The sequence below is a fragment of the Saccharibacillus kuerlensis DSM 22868 genome, from assembly GCF_000378145.1.
GTDB lineage: Bacteria > Bacillota > Bacilli > Paenibacillales > Paenibacillaceae > Saccharibacillus > Saccharibacillus kuerlensis.
In genome coordinates this window covers 1-23,425 of sequence record NZ_KB899284.1, presented here as the reverse complement: position 1 = coordinate 23,425, position 23,425 = coordinate 1, and the positions used below count along the sequence as shown (strand labels likewise).

Here is a 23,425-nt window from a genome sequence, read left to right as displayed (position 1 = left end):
CTAACCGCTCTACACGGAACCTACTATTTCCACAATTGCATTTGCCAGAGCTTCCGTATCAGCTTCGGTCGTATCGCAGCCCACACTGCTTCGCACAGCGCCGCCGTCCGTCGTATTCGAAACGCGATGGGCCAGCGGTGTGCAGTGGTAACCGGCACGCACGGCAATGCCGTATTCACGATCCAGCCTAAAAGCGACCTTGGCGGAATCCATACTTTCAACAGTAAAAGATACGATGCCTGTTCGCGGTTCACCCAATTTCGGACCCAGCAGCCTTAGTCCGCTCACGGAGGACAGTCGTCCCATCAGAAGCTGAGTAAGCTCCCATTCTCTACGGCCGATCACAGCAGGTCCTTCTTGCAGTACATGTCTGACGCCAGCACCAAGTCCAGCGATTCCAACAGTATTCGGAGTACCTGCTTCGTAGCGGTCAGGCCGTATAGACGGTTGATCGGCTTCTTCGGACTGACTTCCTGTTCCGCCATGAATCAGCGGTATAAGGTCGATTGAAGGATGGATGTACAGTCCTCCGGTTCCCTGTGGTCCGAGCAGTCCTTTGTGTCCCGGGAAAGCCAACATGTCGATGCCCAGATGTTCAACATGGATATCCATTACGCCAGCACTCTGGGCCGCATCAACCAGCAGAACGGCTCCTCGGCTTTTGGCGATTTCGGCGATGTCCGCTACAGGAAGAATACTGCCGAGCAAATTTGAACTGTGATTGCAGACGATCATTCGTGTGTTGGGTCTGCAAAGTGCAGCGATTTCTGAAGGATTGATCATACCAAATTCATCAGCTTGTACATAATCGACCTGCACGCCATGTTCCCGCCGCATATACTCAAGCGGTCTGCGCACAGAGTTGTGTTCAATCATTGTAGCAATAACGTGATCGCCCGAACGCAGCAGACCTTTGATCGCTTGATTCAGTGCTGCAGTCGTATTCGGCATAAAAACAATGTCGTTAGGATTCGATACGCCGAACAACCGGCCAAGTTCCATACGTGTTCGCATCAGTACCCGGCCTGCCGACACAGCCATACGATGGCCTCCACGACCGGGATTGGCTGCTTCTTCTAACATGGAATGATGCATGGCCTCCAGCACCGCTGCCGGCTTAGGCCAGGAAGTCGCCGCATGATCCAAATAAATGACAGGCTTATCCGCGTTTCGGTTCATTTGCAGTCCTCCTTGTCCTCTGGACGCGGATTGATCAGGACATTTATTTTGTGCATATATAATGAAGAAATTTTTCGAATAAACTGTAAAACGGCGGTCCAGACATTGAAATGCTGCTGCGAAAGTGTCCATAATTACTTGAACACTTTCGACGCTCACTGAAGAAGGTCAAGGAGACGCTGGAGATCTTGTTGGTTATAATAGTTCAATTCGATCTTGCCTTTCTCTTTGCTGCCAGGCTTGATCTTGACGGTAGTTTTGAAATGTTCACGCAGCGATTCTTCGACATGCTCAATGTACGGATCCCGTTTTTTGACTTTGTTTTTGGTTTTGCTGCGAGATTTTGTGCCAGCTTCCTGCGCTGCTTCTTCAAGTTCCCTGACACTCCATCCTTCGCGAATCGCTTTCTCCGCCAATTGGATCTGCAGATCGGGATTTCTTAATCCCACGATTGCTTTAGCATGTCCCATAGACAGCGTTCCACGTGAAACATGTTCTTTCACTTCATCTGGCAGGGTCAGCAGCCTCAGGAAATTGGCAATATGCGAACGCGATTTCCCGACTTTTAAGGAAAGGTCCTCCTGGGTCATTTTGAATTCATCCATCAGCGATTGATAAGCAACCGCGATTTCCATCGCATTTAGATTCTCCCGCTGCACATTTTCGATCAGGGCAATTTCCATCACCTGCTGATCGGTAAAATCCCGAACAACAGCCGGGATATTGACTTTGTCAGCCAACTTCGATGCACGGGTTCGACGCTCACCGGCAATAATCTCATAACCTTTCAATACACTGCGGACGATGATCGGCTGAATCACGCCATGTTGGCGAATCGACTCGGCCAGCTCACGAAGTCCTTCTTCGTCAAATGTCTGACGCGGTTGATAAGGATTGGCCCGCAGCTGATTTAACGGAATCTCGATTACCTTGTCGTTTTCGCCGACTTCCAGAGACGGAAAAAGCGCATCAAGTCCTTTTCCGAGCCCCTTGCCCGACTTTTTATTCATAAGTGATCACTTCCTTTGCCAGCTCCATATACACTTCCGCTCCCTTGGAACGGGGATCGTACGTCATAATCGTCTGGCCGTGCGAAGGCGCTTCGCTCAGGCGCACATTGCGCGGAATGATCGTACTGTACACTTTATCTTGAAAATACTTTTTCACTTCTTCGATAACTTGAATGCCGAGATTGGTCCGTGCATCCAGCATAGTCAGCAGTACGCCTTCGATTTGAAGCTCTGTGTTGAGATGCTTTTGCACAAGACGAACCGTGTTCAACAGCTGGCTCAAGCCTTCAAGGGCATAGTATTCGCACTGAATCGGGATAATGACAGAATCGGCTGCCGTCAGCGAATTGATTGTCAGAATACCCAGGGAGGGCGGACAATCGATGAGGATGTAATCGTAGTCTTTTTTGATCAGGTGAATGTTCTTCTTCAAGCGAAGCTCTCGCGAAACGACTGGGACCAGCTCAATCTCTGCGCCAGCCAGCTGAATCGTGGCAGGAATAACATCCAACCCTTCAATATGTGTCGGTACAATCGCTTCTCGCGGATGAACTTCGTTGATCAAGATGTCGTAAATGCAATTTTCCACATCAGCCTTATTGATTCCGACACCGCTCGTTGTGTTGCCCTGCGGGTCGATATCGATCAACAGCACACGCTTGCCCAGCTTAGCCAGACCGGCGCTCAGGTTAACGGATGTCGTCGTCTTACCGACTCCGCCTTTCTGGTTGGCGATTGCAATAATTTTGGACAATCGGATTCACCTCAGTTGGCATTGGTTTAGCCCGTCAGGACTTCTTCGGAATCCGAATCACAATTTCATAGTGATCCCCCTGGTCGGCTTCCGTCGTCTGGATATCCATACCCGATCCTGACACCATATCGATAGATTGGCGGATCGTGTTCAATGCCAGCCGGACGTCCTTCGTATACGAGACGCGCTTGGATTTCTTGGCTTGAACGGCTTCCTTATAAAAAGCGACTCTTGCTTCCGTCTGTTTAACATTCAGCTCTTTCTCAACGATCTCTTTTAGCACCTTGAGCTGCAGTTCTTCGCTGCCCAGTGACAGCAGTGCACGAGCATGACGTTCCGTAATTTCCCGCTTCATCAGCGTCTGCTTCACTTCTTCTGGAAGCTGAAGCAGCCGCAGCTTATTGGCGATCGTAGACTGGCTTTTGCCGAGCCGCTGAGCAAGACTTTCCTGGGTCAGCTTATGCATCTCAAGCAGCTTTTCATAAGCGGCAGCTTCCTCGATCGCCGTTAGTCCTTCACGCTGCAGATTCTCGATTAAGGCAATTGAAGCTGCTTGAGAATCGTTGAACTCGCGTACGATTGCCGGTACGGTCGTCAGTCCCAGCTTTCGGACTGCACGCCAGCGCCGTTCACCGGCAATGATTTCGTAACGTCCGCCTCTCAGACGAACAACAATTGGCTGTATGACACCATGCGTACGAATCGTCTGGCACAGCTCTTCAATTTTCTCTTCGTCGAAAATGGTTCTCGGCTGATAGGGACTGCCAACTACCTCGTCAACAGGAATTTGTTTGATCTCATCTCCGCCTGAACGCTCTGTCAGACCAAATAACTTGGAAAATTGCTCTTTCATTCCGAACATGACCACCTATTCCGGTAAGGCGGCAAACCGCGCCGTCCTTCTCAAGAAATTTCAACTCCCGACTTTGCATGGCGTTTACGACAGGGCGGAATTCCGGCAGCAATGCGTTCCCCCCGCATTTCCGGCAGCCGTTATTTCCGCCTGTAATGACCGCCTGCCAAGCCTGTACTTACAGCCGTTGGCACTGTGTCTCTTTCTTAATTGCAGCATTTGCGCATATGCCCGGGATATTAAAAAAATGACGGGCAGACAATTCCAGTTTATCACTTTTCCCCGGTGAATCCTATCCTGAAATCGCCTTCTTCAATTGTCTGTTTTGAAGAATTTGATAAGAAAAAAGCCGCCCGAAGGCGGCACATTTTGCTACTCCCATTTAAGTGTAGGAATCTGTTCCACGTGAAACAGATTGATTAGATCAACGGCTTCTTAAGCGGAAGTCCAGGGTTGCGTGGGTATTTATAAGGCGTAATTCCTGTTTTGATCACACGAATAATATGACGCTCGGAATCATCGAACGGCAGACGGAAAGCTTCTACGTCGGTGATCTCTCCGCGCAGTTCGCGCAGACTTTTCTGAGATTCTCCGATTTCTTCAGCCGGGTCTGTCCCTTTCATGGCTGCGAAGATTCCTTCCGGCTTCACGAACGGCAGACAAAATTCATTCAGTACGGCAAGACGCGCTACTGCACGAGCCGTTACCAGATCGAAGGAATCCCGGTAACCCCGTTTGTGTCCCCACTCTTCGGCACGACCGTGCAGGAATTCGGCGTTTTTCAATCCGATTCCTTCCGAGACGGCTTTAAGGAAGTTGATCCGTTTGTTGAGCGAGTCGATAATGCACAGCTTCAAATGCGGAAATGCAATTTTAAGCGGTACACCGGGGAACCCAGCGCCCGAGCCGATATCGGCCAAGCTTTTCACTTTTTTCATATCCACATAAAAAGCCAGCGTCAGTGAATCGTAGAAATGTTTCTCATATACCTGTTCCCGTTCGGTAATCCCGGTCAGGTTCATTTTCTCGTTCCACTCGACCAACAGACGGTAATAGGTCTCGAACTGTTCAAGCTGCTGCTCGTCCAGTTCAATACCCTGTCCCTTTAATCGGTCTGTAAAACGCTGTTGAATTTCGTCCATACTTACCCCCGTGCTGCCGCTACCCGGTTAAACTGTTCCAGGTAAACGAGCAAAATCGAAATATCCGCAGGCGTTACGCCCGAGATTCGTGAAGCTTGTCCGATCGACAATGGTCGAATAGACGACAGCTTTTGTTTGGCTTCCATAGCAAGGCCGCGTACTTCATCATATACGAGGTCTTCCGGAAGTTTCTTTCGCTCCATCTTTTTCAGTCGTTCCACGTGTGCTTGCTGCTTCTCGATGTATCCGGCATACTTCACCTGAATCTCGACTTGTTCTTTCATTTCTTCGTCCAATTGAATATCCGTCGGAATAATATTCTCGATATCCGAATAGGTGACCTCCGGACGACGCAGTATAGTAAGCAGATCGGAACCGTTACTGATAACTGCTGATTCAAGGCGCTGAAGCATTGGGTTTACTTGATCCGGATGAACTTTAGCTTTGCGCAGACGTTCGATCTCCGCTTCCACTTTAGCCTTTTTATCAAGGAAAACGGTGTACCGTTCTTCGGAAATCAGCCCAATCTCATGTCCAATCGGAGTCAAACGCAGATCTGCATTATCATGACGAAGCAGCAGACGATATTCGGCACGCGAAGTCAGCAGACGGTAAGGTTCATTCGTTCCTTTGGTTACAAGGTCGTCGATTAGTACACCAATATATCCCTGCGAACGATCCAGTACGACCGGTTCACGACCCTGCGCTTTACGTGCAGCATTGATGCCTGCCATGATGCCTTGACCTGCAGCTTCTTCATAACCGGAGGTTCCGTTGATCTGTCCGGCTGTAAATAGACCTGGAAGAAGCTTCGTTTCAAGTGTCGGCCACAGCTGCGTCGGTACCATTGCATCGTACTCGATTGCATAGCCGTTACGCATGATCTCTACCTTTTCCATACCGGCAATCGTACGCAGCATACGCAGCTGTACATCTTCCGGCAGACTGGTCGACAGACCCTGCACATAATACTCGGCTGTATTTTTGCCTTCCGGTTCAAGGAAGATCTGGTGCTTCGATTTGTCGCTGAAGCGTACTACTTTGTCCTCGATAGACGGACAGTAGCGCGGTCCTGTTCCTTCGATCAATCCGGAGAACATTGGAGCGCGATGCAAATTGTCGTTAATAATTTGATGCGTTTCAGGCGATGTGTAGGTCAGCCAGCAAGGGAGCTGCTCGTTGCTCGAACCTTTGGTTTCATAAGAAAAGAATTTTGGCTTATCGTCACCCGGCTGGATCTCCGTTTTCGAAAAGTCGATCGTATCCTTATGAACGCGGGGAGGGGTTCCGGTCTTGAAACGCACCAGATTGAAGCCCAGTTCGCGAAGATGTTCCGACAACCGGACAGAAGGCTGCTGGTTGTTTGGTCCGCTCTCATACATTAGCTCGCCCATAATGATTTTGCCGCGCAGGTAAGTCCCTGTCGTCAGCACGATCGATTTGGCCATATAACGCGTTCCTGTCTTGGTGAGGACGCCTACGCATTTGCCATCTTCCACGATCAGCTCTTCAACCATTCCCTGACGCATCGTCAGATTTGGTTCCTTTTCCATCGTTTCTTTCATCGTTTGCTGATAAGAGAATTTGTCCGCCTGTGCGCGCAGTGCATGAACAGCCGGGCCTTTGCCGGTATTCAGCATCCGCATCTGGATAAAGGTCTTATCGATATTACGTCCCATTTCGCCGCCGAGTGCATCGATCTCGCGTACCACATGTCCTTTGGCCGGTCCGCCGATCGAAGGATTGCACGGCATGAATGCGACCATGTCGAGATTGATTGTAACCATCAGCGTCTTGCAGCCCATTCGAGCCGCTGCGAGCGCCGATTCGACGCCGGCATGTCCTGCTCCGACGACGATAACGTCAAATTCTCCGCCTGTATATGTCATTGATGTTTTCCTCCTTGAGGTGGTTCGTTCACTTGCTTCGTTTTAATATCTGAAAGTTCTTTCATCTATATAAGGCGAATATGAAGGTAAACCAATGGATTCGCCTTTCATTCCAACAGACATTTCGCTTTGAAAATATTCAGCTCACTGCCAAGATTTATTTCCCGAGACAGAACTGCGAGAAAATCTGGTCGATCAGCGAATCTTGAGCAGTATCGCCGACAATTTCGCCAAGCTGTTCCCAAGCCAGACGCACATCAATTTGAATCATATCGATCGGAACCATCATCTGTGCCGCTTCGACCGCATCATTCAGCGAGCGCTTAGCCTGATGCAGCAGTGCGATGTGACGCACATTCGAGACATAAGTCAGATCGGCACTTTCAAGCTTGCCTTCGAAGAACAAAGAAGAGATTGCGGCTTCAAGCCGATCAACGCCTTCTCCCTCTTTAACGGTCATCGGCACAATAAGCTCGTCTTTGTAGAACTCACGCACTTTTTCTATTTCGAGTTTTTGAGGCAGGTCCATTTTATTCATAATGACGATCGATTGTCTACCTTGGATCTGTTCCATCAATCGCCGCTCTTCATCATCCAATTGTTCGCCGTTGTTCAATACAAGCAGAATCAAATCCGCTTCGTTAAGCGCGGTTCGGGAACGCTCCACTCCGATTTGTTCAACAACATCGAGCGTCTCGCGAATACCTGCCGTATCGAGCAGTTTGAGTGGGATATTATTGATTGTAATGAACTCTTCGATCACATCACGGGTTGTGCCCGGAATATCGGTTACGATCGCCCGATTCTGACCGGACAAAGCGTTAAGCAGCGAGGACTTGCCGACATTCGGACGACCGACAATAGCTGTCGTAATGCCTTCCCGCAAAATCTTACCCTGGTTCGATGTTTTGAGCAGGCGTTCGACTTCTTCCAGCACCGCTCCACATTTTTCTTGAATAAACAGAGAAGTCAGCGATTCGACGTCATGCTCGGGATAATCGATATTAACTTCGATATGCGCCAGCGTTTCGATCAGTGTCTGTCTCAGCTGATCAATACGCCGGGACAGATCGCCTTCAACCTGCTTGAACGCAACAGAGAACGCCCGATCCGATTTGGAACGGATCAAGTCGATGACGCCTTCTGCCTGGGACAGATCGATTCGACCATTTAGAAAAGCACGCTTTGTGAATTCGCCAGGCTCGGCCAGACGAATTCGCTGCTTCAGCAGCAGCTCCATAATGCGCCGTACCGAGACGACACCGCCGTGTGCACTGATCTCAACGATGTCTTCAGTCGTAAATGACCGCGGTGCAAGCATTAGCGTAACCAGAACCTCTTCAAGCTTCTCTTTTGTGTCAGGGTCGACGATAAATCCATAATGTACCGTATGGGTAGCCGCCTCGCTTAGCGGTGTGCCGCTTCGGAACAAGCGGCTTACTTCGCTTACCGCTTCCGGTCCGCTTACACGGATGACGGCGATGCCGCCTTCCCCCACGGCCGTAGAAATGGCCGCAATCGTATCGCTAATCATCGGATTCTTCCTCGCTTTCTGAGCATATCCGTTTATATGCCTTATATATACAAGAAGAAACGGGCAGCCCAAGCCGATTTATCCGCTCTTGCCCGTTTCTTTCCATTCAATTCTGTGTCCAATGAACAGCTCCATAAACGGCAGAGGCCCTCTTCGCCAAATAGGCAAAGAGGGCGCTCGCCTGCCGGGAGCTTTCGGCTTATTTGAGCGTGATTACGACGCGCCGGTTCGGTTCTTCGCCCCGGCTTCCCGTTTCGACTTTAGGGTGACTCTGCAGACGGGCATGAATGACTTTCCGTTCCTGTGGAGGCATCGGCTCCAGCACGACTTCCTTGCGTGTACGGATGACACGCTCGGCGAGCCGATCTGCCAATTCCTCCAATGTCTTCGCTCGGCGGCGGCGGAAGTTCTCCGCATCCAGTGTTAGCCGTACAAACTTATCCGACCCCTGATTTGCTACAACGCTGGCAAGCAGCTGCAGCGCGTCCAGTGTCTGGCCGCGGCGTCCAATCAGCATGCCGAGCTCTGGTCCCGAGATATCGAGCAATCCGCCGTCCCGGGTCCTGCGTACATCGACTACGACCTCGAGTCCCATAGCCTCTGCAACGTCACGAATAAAAGCGGCAGCTTCACGATACCGTTCTTCCGCACGTGCGCTCGAGGACAAAGTCTCGATTTCCGCAGACTCTGTTCCCATTGGAGCAGGAGCCGCCGGGTTAGGCCGTTGGCGCCGAGGCAGATTCTCGTCCTCCTCCACCGGATTCGGTGAAGATGGATCGGGCGCCGCCGGGTTTGGACTTTCCCTTCGCGGCGGCTGATTTTCGAATTCTCCAGGCTCTGGAATTGCTACCGGCTCTGTCGACACCTTCGCTTCAGAAACCGACGAAGCCGATTCCTGCAAAACGCGGCCGGAGCGGATTAATGTGAGTTCGATTTTGGCCTTTCGGCCGCCGAACAGACCGAGAAACCCTTTTGAAGGATGTTCCAGCACGTTGACTTCGACACGATCTCTCGTTACGCCAAGCTGCGCCAGTCCTTGTGATATGGCTTCATCCACCGTTTTTCCCACAGCCGTCACTTTGCTCGTCATCGAATCCGCGCCCCCTTGTGTTCACGCTTCGTCTTTTGCACACGCTCATTTTTCAGCTATTTCTATAATAGATATTAACGTTTTTTCTTTTTCTTTTTGCGGCTGGCAACCGGGCCTGCGCCCTTCGACAGACTTACACCGCCGGAAGCGCCATTTTTGTCTGCTGGCTTTGCTCCACCCTGCTGCGCGATAACGGCAGCTGCGGCTTTTGGATCATTATTGCGGTACAAGAAGAAGTTCTGCACAATTGTATACACGTTACTCATTGCCCAGTACAGCGGGAGGGCAGATGGGAACTGATAACCCATGAAGAAGATCAGCACCGGATATACAAACAGCATGAACTGCATCGGTCCCTGCTGCTGAGTCGGGTTCTGACGCATCATCAACCAAGTCTGCAGGAACGTCGTTGCTGCTGCAAACAGCGTCAGCGGAATGTCCGGTTTACCCAGCTGCATCCATAGGAAGGAATGCTGTGCCAGGTCGCTGTTATAGATGATGGCATTATACAGCGCGATAAAGATTGGCATTTGAATAATCAGCGGCAGACAGCCTGCGGCCGGATTAACCTTGTTCTCTTGGAACAGACGCATCTGTTCTTGCTGCATACGCTGCGGATCATCCTTATATTGTTCTTTCAGCTTCTGCATTTCCGGCTGAATCGCCTGCATGGCCTTGGAACTTTTGACTGACTTGATTGTCAGTGGAAGGATCAATGTCCGTACGATCAGCACGAGCAGCAGAACCGCGAGTCCGTACTCGCCGCCGAACCACTGAGCAAATGTATCGAGCGCCAGCGAGAACCAATATACGACATTGCTTCTCCAGAAGCTGCCGCTATTCTTCAAGTCTTCCGTCGTTTGCAGAACCGTATCGGTCGGCGCACAGCCTGCAAGAACGGTAATGAGCAGGACGGCAGCCATAACCAACAGCCACTTGCCCCTGCGTTTAAACAAATGAGACACTTGATAACCCCTCTCTTAACCTACATGTTCCTGCACTCCCGTAAGGCAAACCGTTTGCAGTTGTGAAAATCATACCATAATTAACTCACCATTTGAAACGCAAAAAAAGCGCTTCATTGGCATATCCCCCGATGCGGCTGTCTAACGGCCTCTGCGCTTGAGCAGCGAGGATTTGCGAAGCACGTGAAGCACGCTCTTCTCCAGCTCCTTGTACTCCAGGTCGAGCGCGCCCTTACGGACGATAAACACGAGATCGACATGATCGACAATCTCACCGGCATGATGCCGGACAATTTCTTTCATAAGGCGGCGCATTCTATTCCGAACGACCGCATTTCCCACTTTTTTGCTGACCGATACGCCCATGCGAAACTGTTCGACGTCGCGTTTATGGAACCAGTAAAGGACCAACTGCCGGTTCGCAAAAGACTTGCCGTGACGATATACGCGGGTAAACTCGGCGCGGTTTCGTAATCGTAGCTTTTTTTGCACCTTTTCTCGCGTCCCCTTTGTTTAAGAAAAAAAAAGACCACCTCAGGTGGTCTTCGCTCATGTGCCTAAGCTTACGCGCTCAGCACTTTTCTGCCTTTGAGACGACGAGCAGCCAGCACCTTGCGGCCGTTTTTCGTGCTCATTCTTTTACGGAACCCGTGCACCTTTTTACGCTTTCTGGTGTTTGGTTTGAAAGTAGGACCCATTCAATAGCACCTCCTTATACCGGTAGTACAGGTTTTGCAAAATCGCTAAACCAATATAATTACACACATTCGTTCTTCTTCTCGCAGAACATGCCTTATATCATTTAATCATGCGTTTCCAGTAAAGTCAAGTAAACTTCATGTGATCCCTCCCTCTTTTTTTATTAAAAAATCAGACGAAAATACCCGTATATAAGGAAACCCAAATTTTGCAGCTGCTGCTTTCCCGGAAACTTCATCTCTCAAACTGCTGGAAACTGCACCGCTCTCTTCGATCTTTCAGTCTGAGATTCATTGTTTTTGAACTCGGAACCCCATTAGTGGTCATTTCTTTTGCTTCCCCTTTCTCTTCCCTGATTTTCCGCAGCGATCCTCTTCTCCTCCTTGGCTTCTACCTATTCTTTTTCAGTACACTCCCATCTTCACTTCCCCTTCAGCCACCTCTTTCTCCATTTTCCGAACCGATTTTCGATTTGAAGCTTTTAGCTCTCTTCACGCTGCCCCAAAAGTTATCCACAATACGGAAACACCAGCTCTATACCAACCAATGTTTAAAAGCACGTTTTTGCGTAATCGAGTTTTCCACCATATTGCCTTTTGGCCTGTGTATATTTTTCGGTACATATTTTATTAACAGGTCGTTTCTGAACACGTTATAAACAATATCTAGTGGTGTGGATATGTTTTATGCACAAGTTATTGGATTTGTGGATAAAATAACGTCCCCCGTTGAAATGACTGGCTTCTTTTGCTATGATTAGATTACTTTTCGGTGTGAATATTCGGCTTTAGCCTCTATATTATCAACAGTCTGTGGATAACGTTGTGAACAAGTTCAATTTATCCTTCTTTTTTTGTTCCCATAATTATTGATAATGGGGATAAATCCCTCTCGGCTTTTCCCTAGGTCGTGCCTTCAAAACTCGTCGCCTCTGCGATATCCTCTTACTTTTTGGCTTCCGGCTAAGTGCTGCGGCAGTGAAACAGAGGGTCGTATCCGATTTATTCGGACGACACATCAACTTGAAGACACGCCGCATTTCCGAAAACTTTTGGCGGATGCTCCGGCTTAAGCCACACGTATGATTTCAAAGGAGTGACAGTTTGTGGACAGCCATACCGCTCAATTGTGGCAGCAAATTCTATCTATTATTCAAACAAAGCTGAGCAAACCCAGTTTTGATACCTGGTTCAAGGCAACTCAGGCCATTCAGCTTACTCAGCGCGCGCTGACCGTATCGGCACCGACAACATTTGCCGTGGAGTGGCTGGAAAGCCGGTATACCAAGCTTGTGGCGCAGGTGGCTTTTGACGTGCTGGGACGCAGCGTCACAGTCAAATTCGTTATCGAGGAACCCGGCCGCGAGGAAGAACTTCAACAAAAACCTTCTGCACCGGCACCTACGCCGGTACAGGTCAGCGTCGAAGCGAACACAAATATGCTGAATCCGAAGTACACATTTGACACATTCGTCATCGGATCCGGCAACCGCTTCGCCCATGCCGCATCGCTTGCCGTCGCCGAGGCGCCGGCAAAAGCCTACAACCCACTTTTTCTGTACGGGGGAGTAGGACTTGGAAAAACACATTTGATGCATGCAATCGGACATTACATTTTGCAGCACAATCCGAACAGCCGCGTCGTGTACATCTCTTCAGAGAAGTTCACGAACGAGTTCATCAATTCGATCCGCGACAACCGCGGCGAAAGCTTCCGGAACAAGTATCGGAACATCGATATTCTGCTGATCGACGACATTCAATTCATCGCAGGCAAGGAATCGACTCAGGAGGAATTTTTCCATACGTTTAACGCGCTGCATGAGGAGAGTAAGCAGATTATCATCTCCAGCGACCGTCCTCCAAAAGAAATTCCAACGCTTGAAGAACGACTGCGCTCACGGTTCGAGTGGGGATTGATTACCGATATTCAACCGCCGGATCTGGAGACGCGGATTGCGATCCTGCGCAAAAAAGCCAAAGCGGAAAACCTGGATGTGCCGAATGAAGCCATGATGTACATCGCTAATCAGATCGACACTAACATCAGGGAATTGGAAGGAGCGCTGATTCGTGTTGTTGCGTATTCTTCGCTGACCAATCAGGACGTAACGGCGCATCTCGCTGCCGAAGCGCTCAAAGATATCATTCCTTCCAGCCGGCCGCGAATCATTACCATCCAGGATATTCAGCAGCGGGTCGGCGAGTACTATAATCTCAAAATGGAAGATTTCAAAGCGAGGAAACGTACCAAAGCCATTGCTTTCCCGCGTCAAGTTGCCATGTATCTGTCCCGTGAACTGACCGACTACTCTCTGCCGAAGATCGGCGAAGCATTCGGTGGACGCGATCACACGACTGTCATTCATGCGCACGAGAAAATCTCCCAATCGCTCAAAGTCGATCAGGAGTTGTCAAAAGTTGTCCACAACCTGACGGAGAAAATCAAAAATCCTTCCTGAATAAACGAAAAGCCTATGCACACCTTATACACATGTGGATAGGCTTCGTTTATTATGTTTTTCGCCCTTTTTTCAATGTTATCCACATATTCAGGGCCCCTACTACTTTTACTATAAAGATCTTAAAGAATATATTATCTATACAGGAGTGACGAGATGAAGATCAGCATTTCCAAATCCCACCTCAGCGACGCCATTCAACATGTATCCAAAGCTATTTCCAGCCGTACAACAATTCCAATCCTTGGAGGCATTAAATTCGATGTCGCCTACCACGGAGTTACTTTGACTGCCAGCGATACGGATATTTCGATCCAATCGTTTATTCCTGCTGAGGAAGGCAACAAAATGGTAGTGACGGTAGAGAAAGTCGGCAGCGTTGTGCTCCCGGCCAAGTTCTTTGTGGAAATTATCAAAAAGCTGCCGACTGCGGAGATTGAGATGGAAGTGGGCAGCGGATTCCAGACGTTTATCCGTGCGGGCGCAACGGACATCCAACTGGTAGGCCTGGATCCGGAAGAGTTCCCGGTTCTGCCGAGCATCGAAGAAAACCGCATTCTGTCCGTACCCGGCGATCTGCTGCGGCATATGATTCGTCAAACCGGCTTCTCGATCTCTACACAAGAGACGACTCCGATTCTGACCGGTGTGATGTGGAGTTTGAAAGAAGGACAGCTCAAATTCGTAGCGACCGACCGGCATCGCCTGGCAACACGTACCGTTCGACTGGAAGGCACGGAAGATCTTGAATTCAACAATGTTGTCATTTCCGGTAAGACACTTAGCGAGCTTAGCAAAATTATTCCGGATCAAAACACACTTGTCGATATCGTCGTTGCCGACAACCAAGTGCTGTTCAAAGTAGACCGGGTGCTGTTCTATTCGCGTATTCTGGACGGCTTGTATCCGGATACGTCCAAAATTATTCCATCCAGTCACAAAACGAGACTGCTGCTTGATACAAAAAAGCTGAGCGAGTCGATCGACCGGGCCTATTTGCTGTCGCGTGAAGAAAAAACGAATATCGTGCGTATGCAGACGATCGAAGGCGGCGGCATCGAGATCTCGTCGAGTTCGACAGAACTTGGACGCGTAAAAGAAGAGATCGAATTGGCGGAGTTCGAAGGCGAGCAGCTGCGTCTGTCGTTCAACTCCAAATACATGCTTGATGTACTGAAAGTGATCGAAAGCGAGCAGTTAATCATCCGTTTCACAGGCGTGATGAGCCCGATCATTATCGAACCGACCGATGACAGCAACAGCCTGTATATCATTCTCCCTTACCGGACGACGAACTAAGGCGAAGACGCCATACAGCGCCCTATTTCAATTCTTTTTTTGACACAAGGACGAAAGGAGGGCAAAATGATGAATGAAGTATCAATCCGCACGGAATATATTAAGCTTGACACGTTTCTGAAGCTGGCGAACTGTATCTCCACTGGGGGCAGCGCCAAAATGCTGATTGCCGAAGGTCTCGTGCAGGTCAACGGAGAAAACGAAGAGCGTCGGGGACGTAAGCTGTATCCCGGGGACACGGTCGAAGTGGACGGCGAGGGAACCTTCAAGGTGGTCCGGGAAGACTAAAGCTTTTTCCGTAAGCCGCGGCGGCAATGACAAGCAAGCATACAGCACCCGCAGAAGCGGGTTACTCACTTACACAGACGGGGCGGCTTTGCGTAGAAGCAAATGCGGCCTCGTCTTCATTTTGCGGCGGGCGCACAGGAGGCATCGAAATCACGTGCAAGTTAGAGACATCGCACTCAAGAATTACCGCAACTATGGCGAACTGAAACTGGAAAACTTCGGCAGCGTGAACCTGATGATCGGCCGCAATGCCCAAGGCAAAACGAATCTTGTGGAGTCTCTGTTCGTGCTGGCGCTGACCAAGTCGCATCGCACGGCCAAAGACCGCGAGCTGATCTCTTTCGGCGAGGATAGTGCCTATGCAGGCTGTCATGTGGAAAAAAAGTACGGAAACGTGCATTTGGAATTGTCGCTTTCTCCCAAAGGGAAAAAAGCAAAGATTAATGGGCTGGAACAGCGTAAGCTGAGCGATTTCATCGGGACGCTGAATGTGGTGATGTTTGCGCCGGAAGATCTCGAAATTGTCAAAGGAACCCCTGGCATCCGCCGCCGTTTTCTCGACATGGAAATCGGACAGGTACAGCCAAGTTACCTTTTCCACCTGCAGCAGTATCAGAAAGTGCTTGTGCAGCGCAACAATATGCTCAAGCAGTCATACGGCAAAACGCCGGATCCGGTTCTGATGGAAATCTGGAACGAACAGCTTGCTGAACACGGAGCGAACATCGTACGCAGACGCAAGCGATTTATTCGCAAGCTTCAAATTTGGGCGCAGGATATCCACAAGGGGATAACTGGCGGAAAAGAGGAGCTTCTGCTGCGCTATGTTCCTTCATTTGGCGAAGTCGAAGAAGAAGATGAAGCTGTTTTATTGGATCAATTTATGATAAAATTATCACAAGTGCGTGATCAGGAAATCCGCCGGGGAACGACGCTTGCCGGTCCTCACCGGGACGACCTGAGCTTTTTCATCAACGAAAAAGAAGTGCACAATTTTGGATCGCAGGGCCAACAGCGCACAACGGCGCTTTCCCTAAAGTTGGCAGAGATCGAACTCATACACGAAGAAATCGGCGAATATCCGATTCTCCTGCTCGATGACGTATTGTCCGAGCTTGATCCGTATCGGCAGACACAGCTGATCGAGACATTCCAGAGTCGGGTGCAGACCTTTATTACTGCGACAGGGATCGAAACGATTCATGCGGAGAAGCTGCAGGGGGCTCATATTTATCAGGTCAGCGAAGGACATGTCGAATCCTAGATACGTTCTCCCATCCCAAGGAGGTTACGGGTTCTTATGTATATTCATCTTGGTGGCGAAAAAATCATCCGTTCTACGGAGCTAATTGGCATCTTTGATATCTCGATCGAAAAAGCGTCGCGGATTTCCAAGCAGTTCGTTAATGCCGCCATAGAAAACAAACAGGTGGAAACGATCGGCGAAGAAGAAGCCAAATCGATCGTTGTTACCAAGTCGGTCGTATACTATTCGCCTATTTCATCCGCTACGCTGAAGAAACGTTCCAAGTCGTTCAGCGCGGGTCTTTGATTGGGATTATTTCGGTCATCAATCATCTATTTTTTTGAATTTGTCCATGTGCCGCCCTTTCCATCGCAGACTGGAACTGCTGCGGGAGCGGGCGTTTCGTATTCTTTTCTCAACATTTCACAAACTACAGGAGTAGGTGAACGAGGTATGTCAATGGATCAACAATCATATGATGCCAGTCAGATACAGGTCCTTGAAGGACTGGAAGCCGTGCGCAAGCGTCCGGGTATGTATATCGGTTCAACGAGCGAAAGAGGGCTTCATCATCTTGTATGGGAAGTCGTGGATAACAGTATCGACGAAGCGCTTGCCGGCTATTGTGATCATATTCAGGTTATCATGCACGAAAATAACAGCATTACTGTTATTGACAATGGCCGGGGAATTCCGGTCGGCGAGCATCCGAAGCTGAAGCGCCCGGCGCTCGAAGTCGTTATGACGGTTCTGCATGCCGGCGGTAAATTCGGCGGTGGCGGATACAAAGTATCTGGCGGTCTGCACGGCGTAGGCGTTTCTGTTGTTAATGCCTTGTCGGAGAAAGTCGTTGTGCAGGTTAAACGCGACGGCAAAATTTACGAACAGGAATATCGTTACGGCGCGCCGCAGTATGACCTGCGTGTAATCGGTGAGACGGAGGAAGAAGATACGGGCACAACGACAACATTCCAGCCTGATCCTCAGATTTTCACCGAGACGACCGTATTCAATTACACGACGCTGCTGACAAGAATCCGCGAACTTGCGTTCCTGAACAAAGGCATTATGATTTCTCTGCTCGACGAGCGGACGAATGAAAGTGCGTCGTTCCACTACGAGGGCGGGATCAGCGAATATGTGGAGTTTCTGAATCAGAACAAAGGCGTGATCCAAGAGCATCCGATCTACGTCGAAGGTTCGCGCGACATGATTGCAGTCGAGATCGCGATTCAATATAACGACAGCTATACCGAAAACATCTATTCGTTCGCCAACAATATTCATACGCATGAAGGCGGCACGCACGAATCCGGCTTCAAAAGCGCCTTGACTCGGATTATCAACGATTACGCGCGTAAAGCGGGCGTAATCAAAGACACCACCGGCAACTTGACCGGCGACGATGTGCGTGAAGGACTGACGGCGATCATTTCCGTCAAGATCCCGGAGCCTCAGTTCGAAGGACAGACCAAGACCAAACTGGGCAACAGCGAAGTTCGGGGTATCGTTGAGTCTCTCTTCTCCGAGAAGCTGATGGACTTCATGAACGAGAACCCGGCTGCTGCGCGGCGCATTCTCGACAAGGCACTCCAGGCCTCAAGAGCCCGCGAAGCGGCACGCAAAGCCCGCGAACTGACACGGCGCAAAGGTGTGCTTGAAGTTAGTGCCCTGCCGGGTAAACTGGCTGACTGTTCGTCCAAGGACGCGTCGATCAGCGAAGTGTATATCGTCGAAGGCGATTCCGCCGGCGGCTCGGCCAAGCAGGGACGTGATCGGCATTTCCAAGCGATCCTGCCGATTCGGGGTAAGATCCTCAATGTCGAGAAGGCGCGTTTGGACCGCATTCTGTCGAACGCGGAAATCCGTGCGATGATTACAGCGATCGGTACAGGAATCGGCGAAGACTTCGATATCTCGAAAGCCCGTTATCACAAAGTCGTCATTATGACTGACGCCGATGTCGATGGTGCACACATTCGTACCCTGCTGCTGACGTTCTTTTACCGATACATGCGCCAGATCATTGACGCCGGCTATGTGTACATCGCACAGCCACCGCTGTTCAAGATCGAACGCAACAAAACGGTTGTTTACGCGAACAGCGAAGCCGAGCGGGATGAAATCATCGCGGGCTTCGGTCCGGGCGCCAAAGTTAACGTACAGCGCTATAAAGGTCTGGGCGAGATGAACGCTACACAGCTGTGGGAGACGACGATGGATCCCGAAAGCCGTACGATGATGCAGGTATCGATCGGCGATGCGATGTTGGCGGATACTCTCTTCGATACGCTGATGGGCGACAATGTCGAACCACGGCGCGATTTCATCCAAGAGCATGCCCGTTACGTTAAAAACCTGGATATTTAACAACGGATTTCCCCTCGTTCGGAAAGGGGCGAAGGAGAGGCGGCCGACAGAGGGCGCCTCTTCTTTTTTATATGAAAAATGCATGAAAACGCAAAAGAAACGTCATTTTATCCTTGCTTTTCCGGTATAAAATACGGACATCCGGCCGGATTAATGGTATAATAATAAGGATGTGGAAGCCTCATATTCTGGGCGTTTGCAAGGTGATTTTAAAGGCTTGTTCTTAAATACAACAGCAGCTTAAAGAGCAGTAACCAACGTGATTATGCAGGCACCAACGGGGCATGTTCAAACCGCGATCCGTTTTCGGAACAAGTTGGTTGAAGATGTATCCAAATAGAAGGAGGCAGTCATGGCGGAAGAACAAAGATCGCAAGTCATAGATCGGGACATCGGCAAAGAAATGAGCGAGTCCTTTATGGATTATGCAATGAGTATCATCGTCAGCCGCGCGCTGCCGGACGTCAGAGACGGGCTGAAGCCTGTTCACAGACGGATTCTCTATGCAATGTCCGAACTCGGCATGTCGCCGGATAAGCCTTTTAAAAAGTCGGCGAGAATCGTCGGCGAAGTTATCGGTAAGTATCACCCGCACGGTGACTCTGCCGTATATGAGACGATGGTACGGATGGCGCAGGACTTCTCCATGCGTTATATGCTCGTTAACGGACACGGCAACTTCGGTTCTGTAGACGGCGACGGCGCAGCGGCTATGCGTTACACAGAAGCGCGACTGTCGAAGATCGCGATGGAAATGCTGCGCGATATCAACAAAGAAACGATCGACTTCCAACCGAACTACGACGGTGAAGAACATGAACCGATCGTACTGCCGGCACGTTATCCGAACTTGCTCGTTAACGGCGTATCGGGTATCGCAGTCGGCATGGCGACCAATATCCCGCCGCACAATCTTGGTGAGGTCATTGACGGTGTGCAGGCACTGATTCAGAACCCGGATCTGACCCCGCTTGACCTGATGGAGTACATTCAGGGACCCGACTTCCCGACTTCCGGATTTATTCTTGGACGTTCGGGCATTCGTCAAGCGTATCAGACAGGACGCGGTTCGGTTACTATGCGTGCCAAGGCAGAGATTGAAGAGCATGGCAACAAAGCGAAAATTATTGTTACCGAGATTCCGTATCAGGTCAACAAAGCCCGCCTGGTCGAAAAGATCGCCGAATTGGTACGCGAGAAACGAATCGACGGTATTACCGACCTGCGCGACGAGTCCGACCGGAATGGTATGCGTATTGTTGTAGAATTGCGTCGGGACGTGAATCCTAGCGTTGTACTCAACAACTTGTACCGTCATACCGCTATGCAGTCGACGTTTGGCGTCAACATGCTGGCAATCGTCAACAATGAACCTAAAATCCTTAATCTTCGCGACGTGCTGTATCACTACCTGGAGCACCAGAAAGTGGTTGTACGCCGTCGTACCGAGTTCGATCTGAAAAAAGCAGAAGCGCGTGCTCACATTCTCGAAGGTCTGCGTATTGCGTTGGATCACCTGGATGAAGTCATTGCGCTGATCCGGGCTTCGCAGACAGCCGACGCTGCACGCGAACAGCTGACCGAGCGTTACTCGCTGAGTCAAGAACAGACGCAGGCTATTCTCGATATGCGTTTGCAGCGTCTGACCGGACTGGAACGCGAGAAGATTGAAGGCGAATATAACGAGCTGCTGGAGCGGATTAGCGAATTCCGGGCTATTTTGGCAGACGAAAGTCTGCTTGTACAGATCATCAGCGATGAACTGAACGAGATCAAAGAGCGTTTTGCGGATAAGCGCCGCACTGAGATCACGATCGGTGAAGACAGCATTCTGGACGAAGACTTGATTCCTCAGGAAGAAGTGGTTATCACCATTTCACATACCGGTTACATCAAGCGTCTTCCGGCTACCACATACCGCAGCCAGAAACGCGGCGGGCGCGGGGTAATGGGCATGGGAACAAAAGAAGAAGACTTTGTCGAGCATCTTTTTGCTACCAATTCCCATAATCATCTGCTGTTCTTTACAGATCGGGGTAAAGTTTACCGGATTAAGGCTTACGAAATTCCGGAACTCAGCCGTACTGCACGGGGAACGCCGATCATCAACCTGATTCAGATTGAACAGGGAGAGTCGATCAATGCTGTTATTCCGGTTCAAGAGTTCAAGAAAGACCGCTTCCTGTTCTTCGCAACATGCCGAGGAATCGTGAAGAAAACTCCGCTGACCGACTATGGAAATATCCGCAGAGGCGGTCTAATCGCGATTACGCTGCGTGAAGACGATGCGCTGATCGGTGCCAAGCTGACGGATGGTGAGCAGGAGATCATTATGGGTACGGCTTCTGGTCTTTCGATCCGCTTCAAAGAAAGCAATGTGCGCTCGATGGGCCGCGGTGCTACAGGGGTCAAAGGGATCTCGCTGGAAGGCGAAGATGCGGTCATCGGCATGGATGTCGTCAAGCCGGACCGTGAAGTCTTGATCGTAACGAGCAATGGCTACGGCAAGCGTACGCCGATTGCGGAATACCGTATTCAGACTCGCGGCGGTAAAGGAATCAAAACGATCAATGTCACGGAGAAGAATGGTCCGGTTGCCAGCTTGAAAGTTGTCAAAACCGAAGAGGACTTGATGATCATCACGACAAGCGGCACATTGATCCGTACGAGCATGGATGGAATCTCTTCGATGGGGCGTTATGCTCAAGGCGTTAAATTGATCAATATTCGCGAGGATGAATCGGTCGCAACGGTCTGCCGGATCGATAAGAGCGAGGAATCCGATGAGGATGAATTGGCTGAAGGCGAATTGTCCGAGGAAAATGCAAGTACAGTAGTAGCTGATGTTGAAGCTAAAGCGATGCTGGATATGCTGGATACCGATCCGGAAGCAGCAGAGTAAGAGGAAGTCGGCAATGAAACAGTGAAAGGGAGGTCCCGAGGGATCTCCCTTTTTTTTATAAAAAAACCCCTTTTTGATAAAATAATGAGCAAAAGTCCGATTTCGGATATTTTTGGTATTGTTGCTCTTGGTATCACAGCCTATAATTTAAGTTATAAGCAAGCGGGACGCGAAATAACTAAACGGACATTCCAACGGAATTAACACCTTATGCTTAGTCGTGCGACGAAGCCCGTGTCCGGCAGAATAACCGCTTTAAGGAACTCGACCGACTGCAATACAAGGAGGTATATGCCATGGTGAGTATACCCGTGAATGAACTTGAGGCAGGAAAAAAGATTGCGGCCAACGTTTATACGGATAAAGGGAATTTACTTTTTCAAAAAGGCAAAGTGTTGTTTCCTCGTGATTTAGAAATTTTGCGGGCTTTTATGATCGATTCGGTAGAACTCCAGTCAGAGAGAAAACCAAAAGAAAAAACAGATTCAGAACAAAGTGAAAATGAAAATGCACTCCAAGCCGGTGACGCCGCTAAATTGTCCGTCAGTCAAAGAGAGCGTAACTTCATTTCGGAATACGAGCAGCTGGTCGCATTGATCAAAACCAGTTTCCCGTCTGTCTTAGCGATGGAGGTTCCTGTTTTTAAATGGCGTGCACAGCTGGAGAAGCTGATCGACCAAATTCAAGGTTACCGTATTCTAGGGTTTACACCGCGAATGCCGGATAAGCACGATTATATGTATCATCATGCTGTACTGTGTGCGCTCACCTCGTATATGCTGGCTCGCTGGATGGATATCCCGCAGAAGAACTGGATTCAGGTTGCACTAGCCGGTCTGCTGCATGATATCGGCAAAGTTAAAGTTTCACCAAACATTCTTCACAAGCCTGAAGAGTTGGGACCAGAAGAAAAAATTGAAATGAATAATCATACTACTTATGGCTACCAAATTTTAAAAAATGCTACGGCTTTGCAAGAAGGGGTTCTGCTCGCTGCCCTGCAGCATCATGAACGTATTGACGGCAGTGGATACCCGTTCAAACTGACAGGCGAACAGCTGCACATTTATTCGAAAATTGTAGCTGTAGCAGATATCTTCCATGCGATGACGTTAAATCGCCGTTATCGCGGGGCAACATCACCGTATCTCGTATTGGAACAGCTGGAGCAGGATTCGTTCGGTAAACTTGACCCGGCAATTGTACGTACACTGATCAAGCATACGACGCAGTTGGCACTGGGTACCCGGGTTAAGCTTAATAACCGTAAAGTCGGAGAGATTGTATATGCGGATGCCAATCAGCCTACAAGGCCTATGGTGTCGGTTAACGGTGAAATCGTAAATCTGATACAAGAACGCCAACTTTTCATCATGGAAGTATTATAGAAATAAACAAACAATCGATTATATAAGAAGAGATCTGGGGCTGCCCTCAAGATCTCTTCTTCTTTATATGAAGGAAAAAGGCATAAACAGTAGGTTTTTAAAGCTTAAGATCTATAAAATGCATTTTATATCGATATATCGTCAAATAATGCTTGCTATTTAACTGGCAGCATGATATATTCTAGGAACGGCCTTGAGAGAGCGCCTGAGCGGTTCGACAAGTGAGCAGGTACAGAATGGAATCGGAATAGACGCTTCGTAAGAAGCTGAAAAAAGATTTTAAAAAAGACTTGCAAAACGAAAACGAACATGCTAATATATAAGAGTTGCTGCTGCGAGACAATGGTTGACCGGCG

General features: G+C 49.5%; 19 protein-coding genes. 8 read left to right on the top strand and 11 right to left on the bottom strand.

All coding sequences use genetic code 11. From position 1 onward, the window contains the following. Positions 1-9: 9 nt before the first annotated feature. The 11 genes from F456_RS0110300 to rpmH all read right to left on the bottom strand — a co-directional run bounded on the left by F456_RS0110300 (position 10) and on the right by rpmH (position 11,114). The gene (locus tag F456_RS0110300) at positions 10-1,179 is read right to left on the bottom strand and encodes an aminotransferase class V-fold PLP-dependent enzyme (RefSeq protein WP_018976946.1); all 1,170 of its coding nucleotides are present in this window, start codon (positions 1,177-1,179) and stop codon (positions 10-12) included. Between the two features lie 155 nt (positions 1,180-1,334). Further along, a complete protein-coding gene (locus tag F456_RS0110295) occupies positions 1,335-2,189 on the bottom strand; it encodes a ParB/RepB/Spo0J family partition protein (protein ID WP_018976945.1) in 855 nt (284 codons plus the stop codon). Continuing rightward, positions 2,182-2,943 (bottom strand): ParA family protein, encoded by a 762-nt coding sequence (locus tag F456_RS0110290; protein WP_018976944.1) that lies wholly within the window; start codon positions 2,941-2,943, stop codon positions 2,182-2,184. The genes F456_RS0110295 and F456_RS0110290 overlap by 8 nt, the downstream gene beginning before the upstream one ends. Before the next feature lie 34 nt (positions 2,944-2,977). After that, positions 2,978-3,796: a nucleoid occlusion protein gene (gene noc / locus F456_RS0110285; RefSeq protein WP_026293799.1), complete on the bottom strand. Its 819-nt coding sequence runs from the start codon at positions 3,794-3,796 to the stop codon at positions 2,978-2,980. A gap of 419 nt (positions 3,797-4,215) precedes the next feature. Beyond that, the gene (gene rsmG / locus F456_RS0110280; protein ID WP_018976942.1) at positions 4,216-4,938 is read right to left on the bottom strand and encodes a 16S rRNA (guanine(527)-N(7))-methyltransferase RsmG; all 723 of its coding nucleotides are present in this window, start codon (positions 4,936-4,938) and stop codon (positions 4,216-4,218) included. A gap of 2 nt (positions 4,939-4,940) precedes the next feature. Further along, entirely contained in the window at positions 4,941-6,827 is a 1,887-nt protein-coding gene (gene mnmG, locus F456_RS0110275; RefSeq protein ID WP_018976941.1) for a tRNA uridine-5-carboxymethylaminomethyl(34) synthesis enzyme MnmG, read from the bottom strand. A gap of 157 nt (positions 6,828-6,984) precedes the next feature. Further along, a complete protein-coding gene (gene mnmE / locus F456_RS0110270) occupies positions 6,985-8,361 on the bottom strand; it encodes a tRNA uridine-5-carboxymethylaminomethyl(34) synthesis GTPase MnmE (RefSeq protein ID WP_018976940.1) in 1,377 nt (458 codons plus the stop codon). A gap of 199 nt (positions 8,362-8,560) precedes the next feature. Then, positions 8,561-9,451, bottom strand: a complete 891-nt coding sequence (gene jag / locus F456_RS0110265) for an RNA-binding cell elongation regulator Jag/EloR (RefSeq protein ID WP_018976939.1) — start codon at positions 9,449-9,451, stop codon at positions 8,561-8,563. Positions 9,452-9,525: 74 nt separating this feature from the next. After that, positions 9,526-10,416 (bottom strand): YidC/Oxa1 family membrane protein insertase, encoded by an 891-nt coding sequence (locus F456_RS0110260; protein WP_026293798.1) that lies wholly within the window; start codon positions 10,414-10,416, stop codon positions 9,526-9,528. A gap of 141 nt (positions 10,417-10,557) precedes the next feature. After that, positions 10,558-10,908, bottom strand: coding sequence for a ribonuclease P protein component (rnpA, locus tag F456_RS0110255; protein ID WP_018976937.1), 351 nt, complete (start codon positions 10,906-10,908; stop codon positions 10,558-10,560). A 71-nt stretch (positions 10,909-10,979) separates the two neighbouring features. Next, entirely contained in the window at positions 10,980-11,114 is a 135-nt protein-coding gene (gene rpmH / locus F456_RS0110250) for a 50S ribosomal protein L34 (RefSeq protein ID WP_018976936.1), read from the bottom strand. 1,106 nt (positions 11,115-12,220) lie between these two features. On the opposite strand from rpmH, the gene dnaA reads away from it, so the two are divergent. The 8 genes from dnaA (at position 12,221) to F456_RS0110210 (ending at position 23,069) form a co-directional block, all read left to right on the top strand. Then, a complete protein-coding gene (dnaA, locus tag F456_RS0110245) occupies positions 12,221-13,576 on the top strand; it encodes a chromosomal replication initiator protein DnaA (protein ID WP_018976935.1) in 1,356 nt (451 codons plus the stop codon). Between the two features lie 156 nt (positions 13,577-13,732). Next, positions 13,733-14,875 (top strand): DNA polymerase III subunit beta, encoded by a 1,143-nt coding sequence (dnaN, locus tag F456_RS0110240; RefSeq protein ID WP_018976934.1) that lies wholly within the window; start codon positions 13,733-13,735, stop codon positions 14,873-14,875. Positions 14,876-14,944: 69 nt separating this feature from the next. Then, entirely contained in the window at positions 14,945-15,163 is a 219-nt protein-coding gene (gene yaaA, locus F456_RS0110235) for a S4 domain-containing protein YaaA (protein ID WP_018976933.1), read from the top strand. A 154-nt stretch (positions 15,164-15,317) separates the two neighbouring features. Further along, positions 15,318-16,427, top strand: a complete 1,110-nt coding sequence (gene recF / locus F456_RS0110230) for a DNA replication/repair protein RecF (protein WP_018976932.1) — start codon at positions 15,318-15,320, stop codon at positions 16,425-16,427. 36 nt (positions 16,428-16,463) lie between these two features. Next, a complete protein-coding gene (gene remB, locus F456_RS0110225; RefSeq protein ID WP_018976931.1) occupies positions 16,464-16,715 on the top strand; it encodes an extracellular matrix regulator RemB in 252 nt (83 codons plus the stop codon). A gap of 147 nt (positions 16,716-16,862) precedes the next feature. Next, a complete protein-coding gene (gene gyrB, locus F456_RS0110220) occupies positions 16,863-18,779 on the top strand; it encodes a DNA topoisomerase (ATP-hydrolyzing) subunit B (protein WP_026293797.1) in 1,917 nt (638 codons plus the stop codon). A gap of 352 nt (positions 18,780-19,131) precedes the next feature. Then, entirely contained in the window at positions 19,132-21,681 is a 2,550-nt protein-coding gene (gene gyrA / locus F456_RS0110215) for a DNA gyrase subunit A (protein ID WP_018976929.1), read from the top strand. A gap of 296 nt (positions 21,682-21,977) precedes the next feature. Next, entirely contained in the window at positions 21,978-23,069 is a 1,092-nt protein-coding gene (locus F456_RS0110210; RefSeq protein ID WP_018976928.1) for an HD-GYP domain-containing protein, read from the top strand. Positions 23,070-23,425: the final 356 nt, after the last annotated feature.

Bases quoted from the DNA above. Each gene is read 5' to 3' on its own strand.
- yaaA (WP_018976933.1), top strand. From the start codon at position 14,945: ATGAATGAAGTATCAATCCGCACGGAATATATTAAGCTTGACACGTTT.
- mnmE (WP_018976940.1), bottom strand. From the start codon at position 8,361: ATGATTAGCGATACGATTGCGGCCATTTCTACGGCCGTGGGGGAAGGC.
- F456_RS0110300 (WP_018976946.1), bottom strand. From the start codon at position 1,179: ATGAACCGAAACGCGGATAAGCCTGTCATTTATTTGGATCATGCGGCG.
- dnaN (WP_018976934.1), top strand. From the start codon at position 13,733: ATGAAGATCAGCATTTCCAAATCCCACCTCAGCGACGCCATTCAACAT.
- gyrB (WP_026293797.1), top strand. From the start codon at position 16,863: ATGTCAATGGATCAACAATCATATGATGCCAGTCAGATACAGGTCCTT.
- gyrA (WP_018976929.1), top strand. From the start codon at position 19,132: ATGGCGGAAGAACAAAGATCGCAAGTCATAGATCGGGACATCGGCAAA.
- rsmG (WP_018976942.1), bottom strand. From the start codon at position 4,938: ATGGACGAAATTCAACAGCGTTTTACAGACCGATTAAAGGGACAGGGT.
- jag (WP_018976939.1), bottom strand. From the start codon at position 9,451: ATGACGAGCAAAGTGACGGCTGTGGGAAAAACGGTGGATGAAGCCATA.
- F456_RS0110295 (WP_018976945.1), bottom strand. From the start codon at position 2,189: ATGAATAAAAAGTCGGGCAAGGGGCTCGGAAAAGGACTTGATGCGCTT.
- remB (WP_018976931.1), top strand. From the start codon at position 16,464: ATGTATATTCATCTTGGTGGCGAAAAAATCATCCGTTCTACGGAGCTA.
- F456_RS0110210 (WP_018976928.1), top strand. From the start codon at position 21,978: ATGGTGAGTATACCCGTGAATGAACTTGAGGCAGGAAAAAAGATTGCG.
- mnmG (WP_018976941.1), bottom strand. From the start codon at position 6,827: ATGACATATACAGGCGGAGAATTTGACGTTATCGTCGTCGGAGCAGGA.
- noc (WP_026293799.1), bottom strand. From the start codon at position 3,796: ATGAAAGAGCAATTTTCCAAGTTATTTGGTCTGACAGAGCGTTCAGGC.
- rpmH (WP_018976936.1), bottom strand. From the start codon at position 11,114: ATGGGTCCTACTTTCAAACCAAACACCAGAAAGCGTAAAAAGGTGCAC.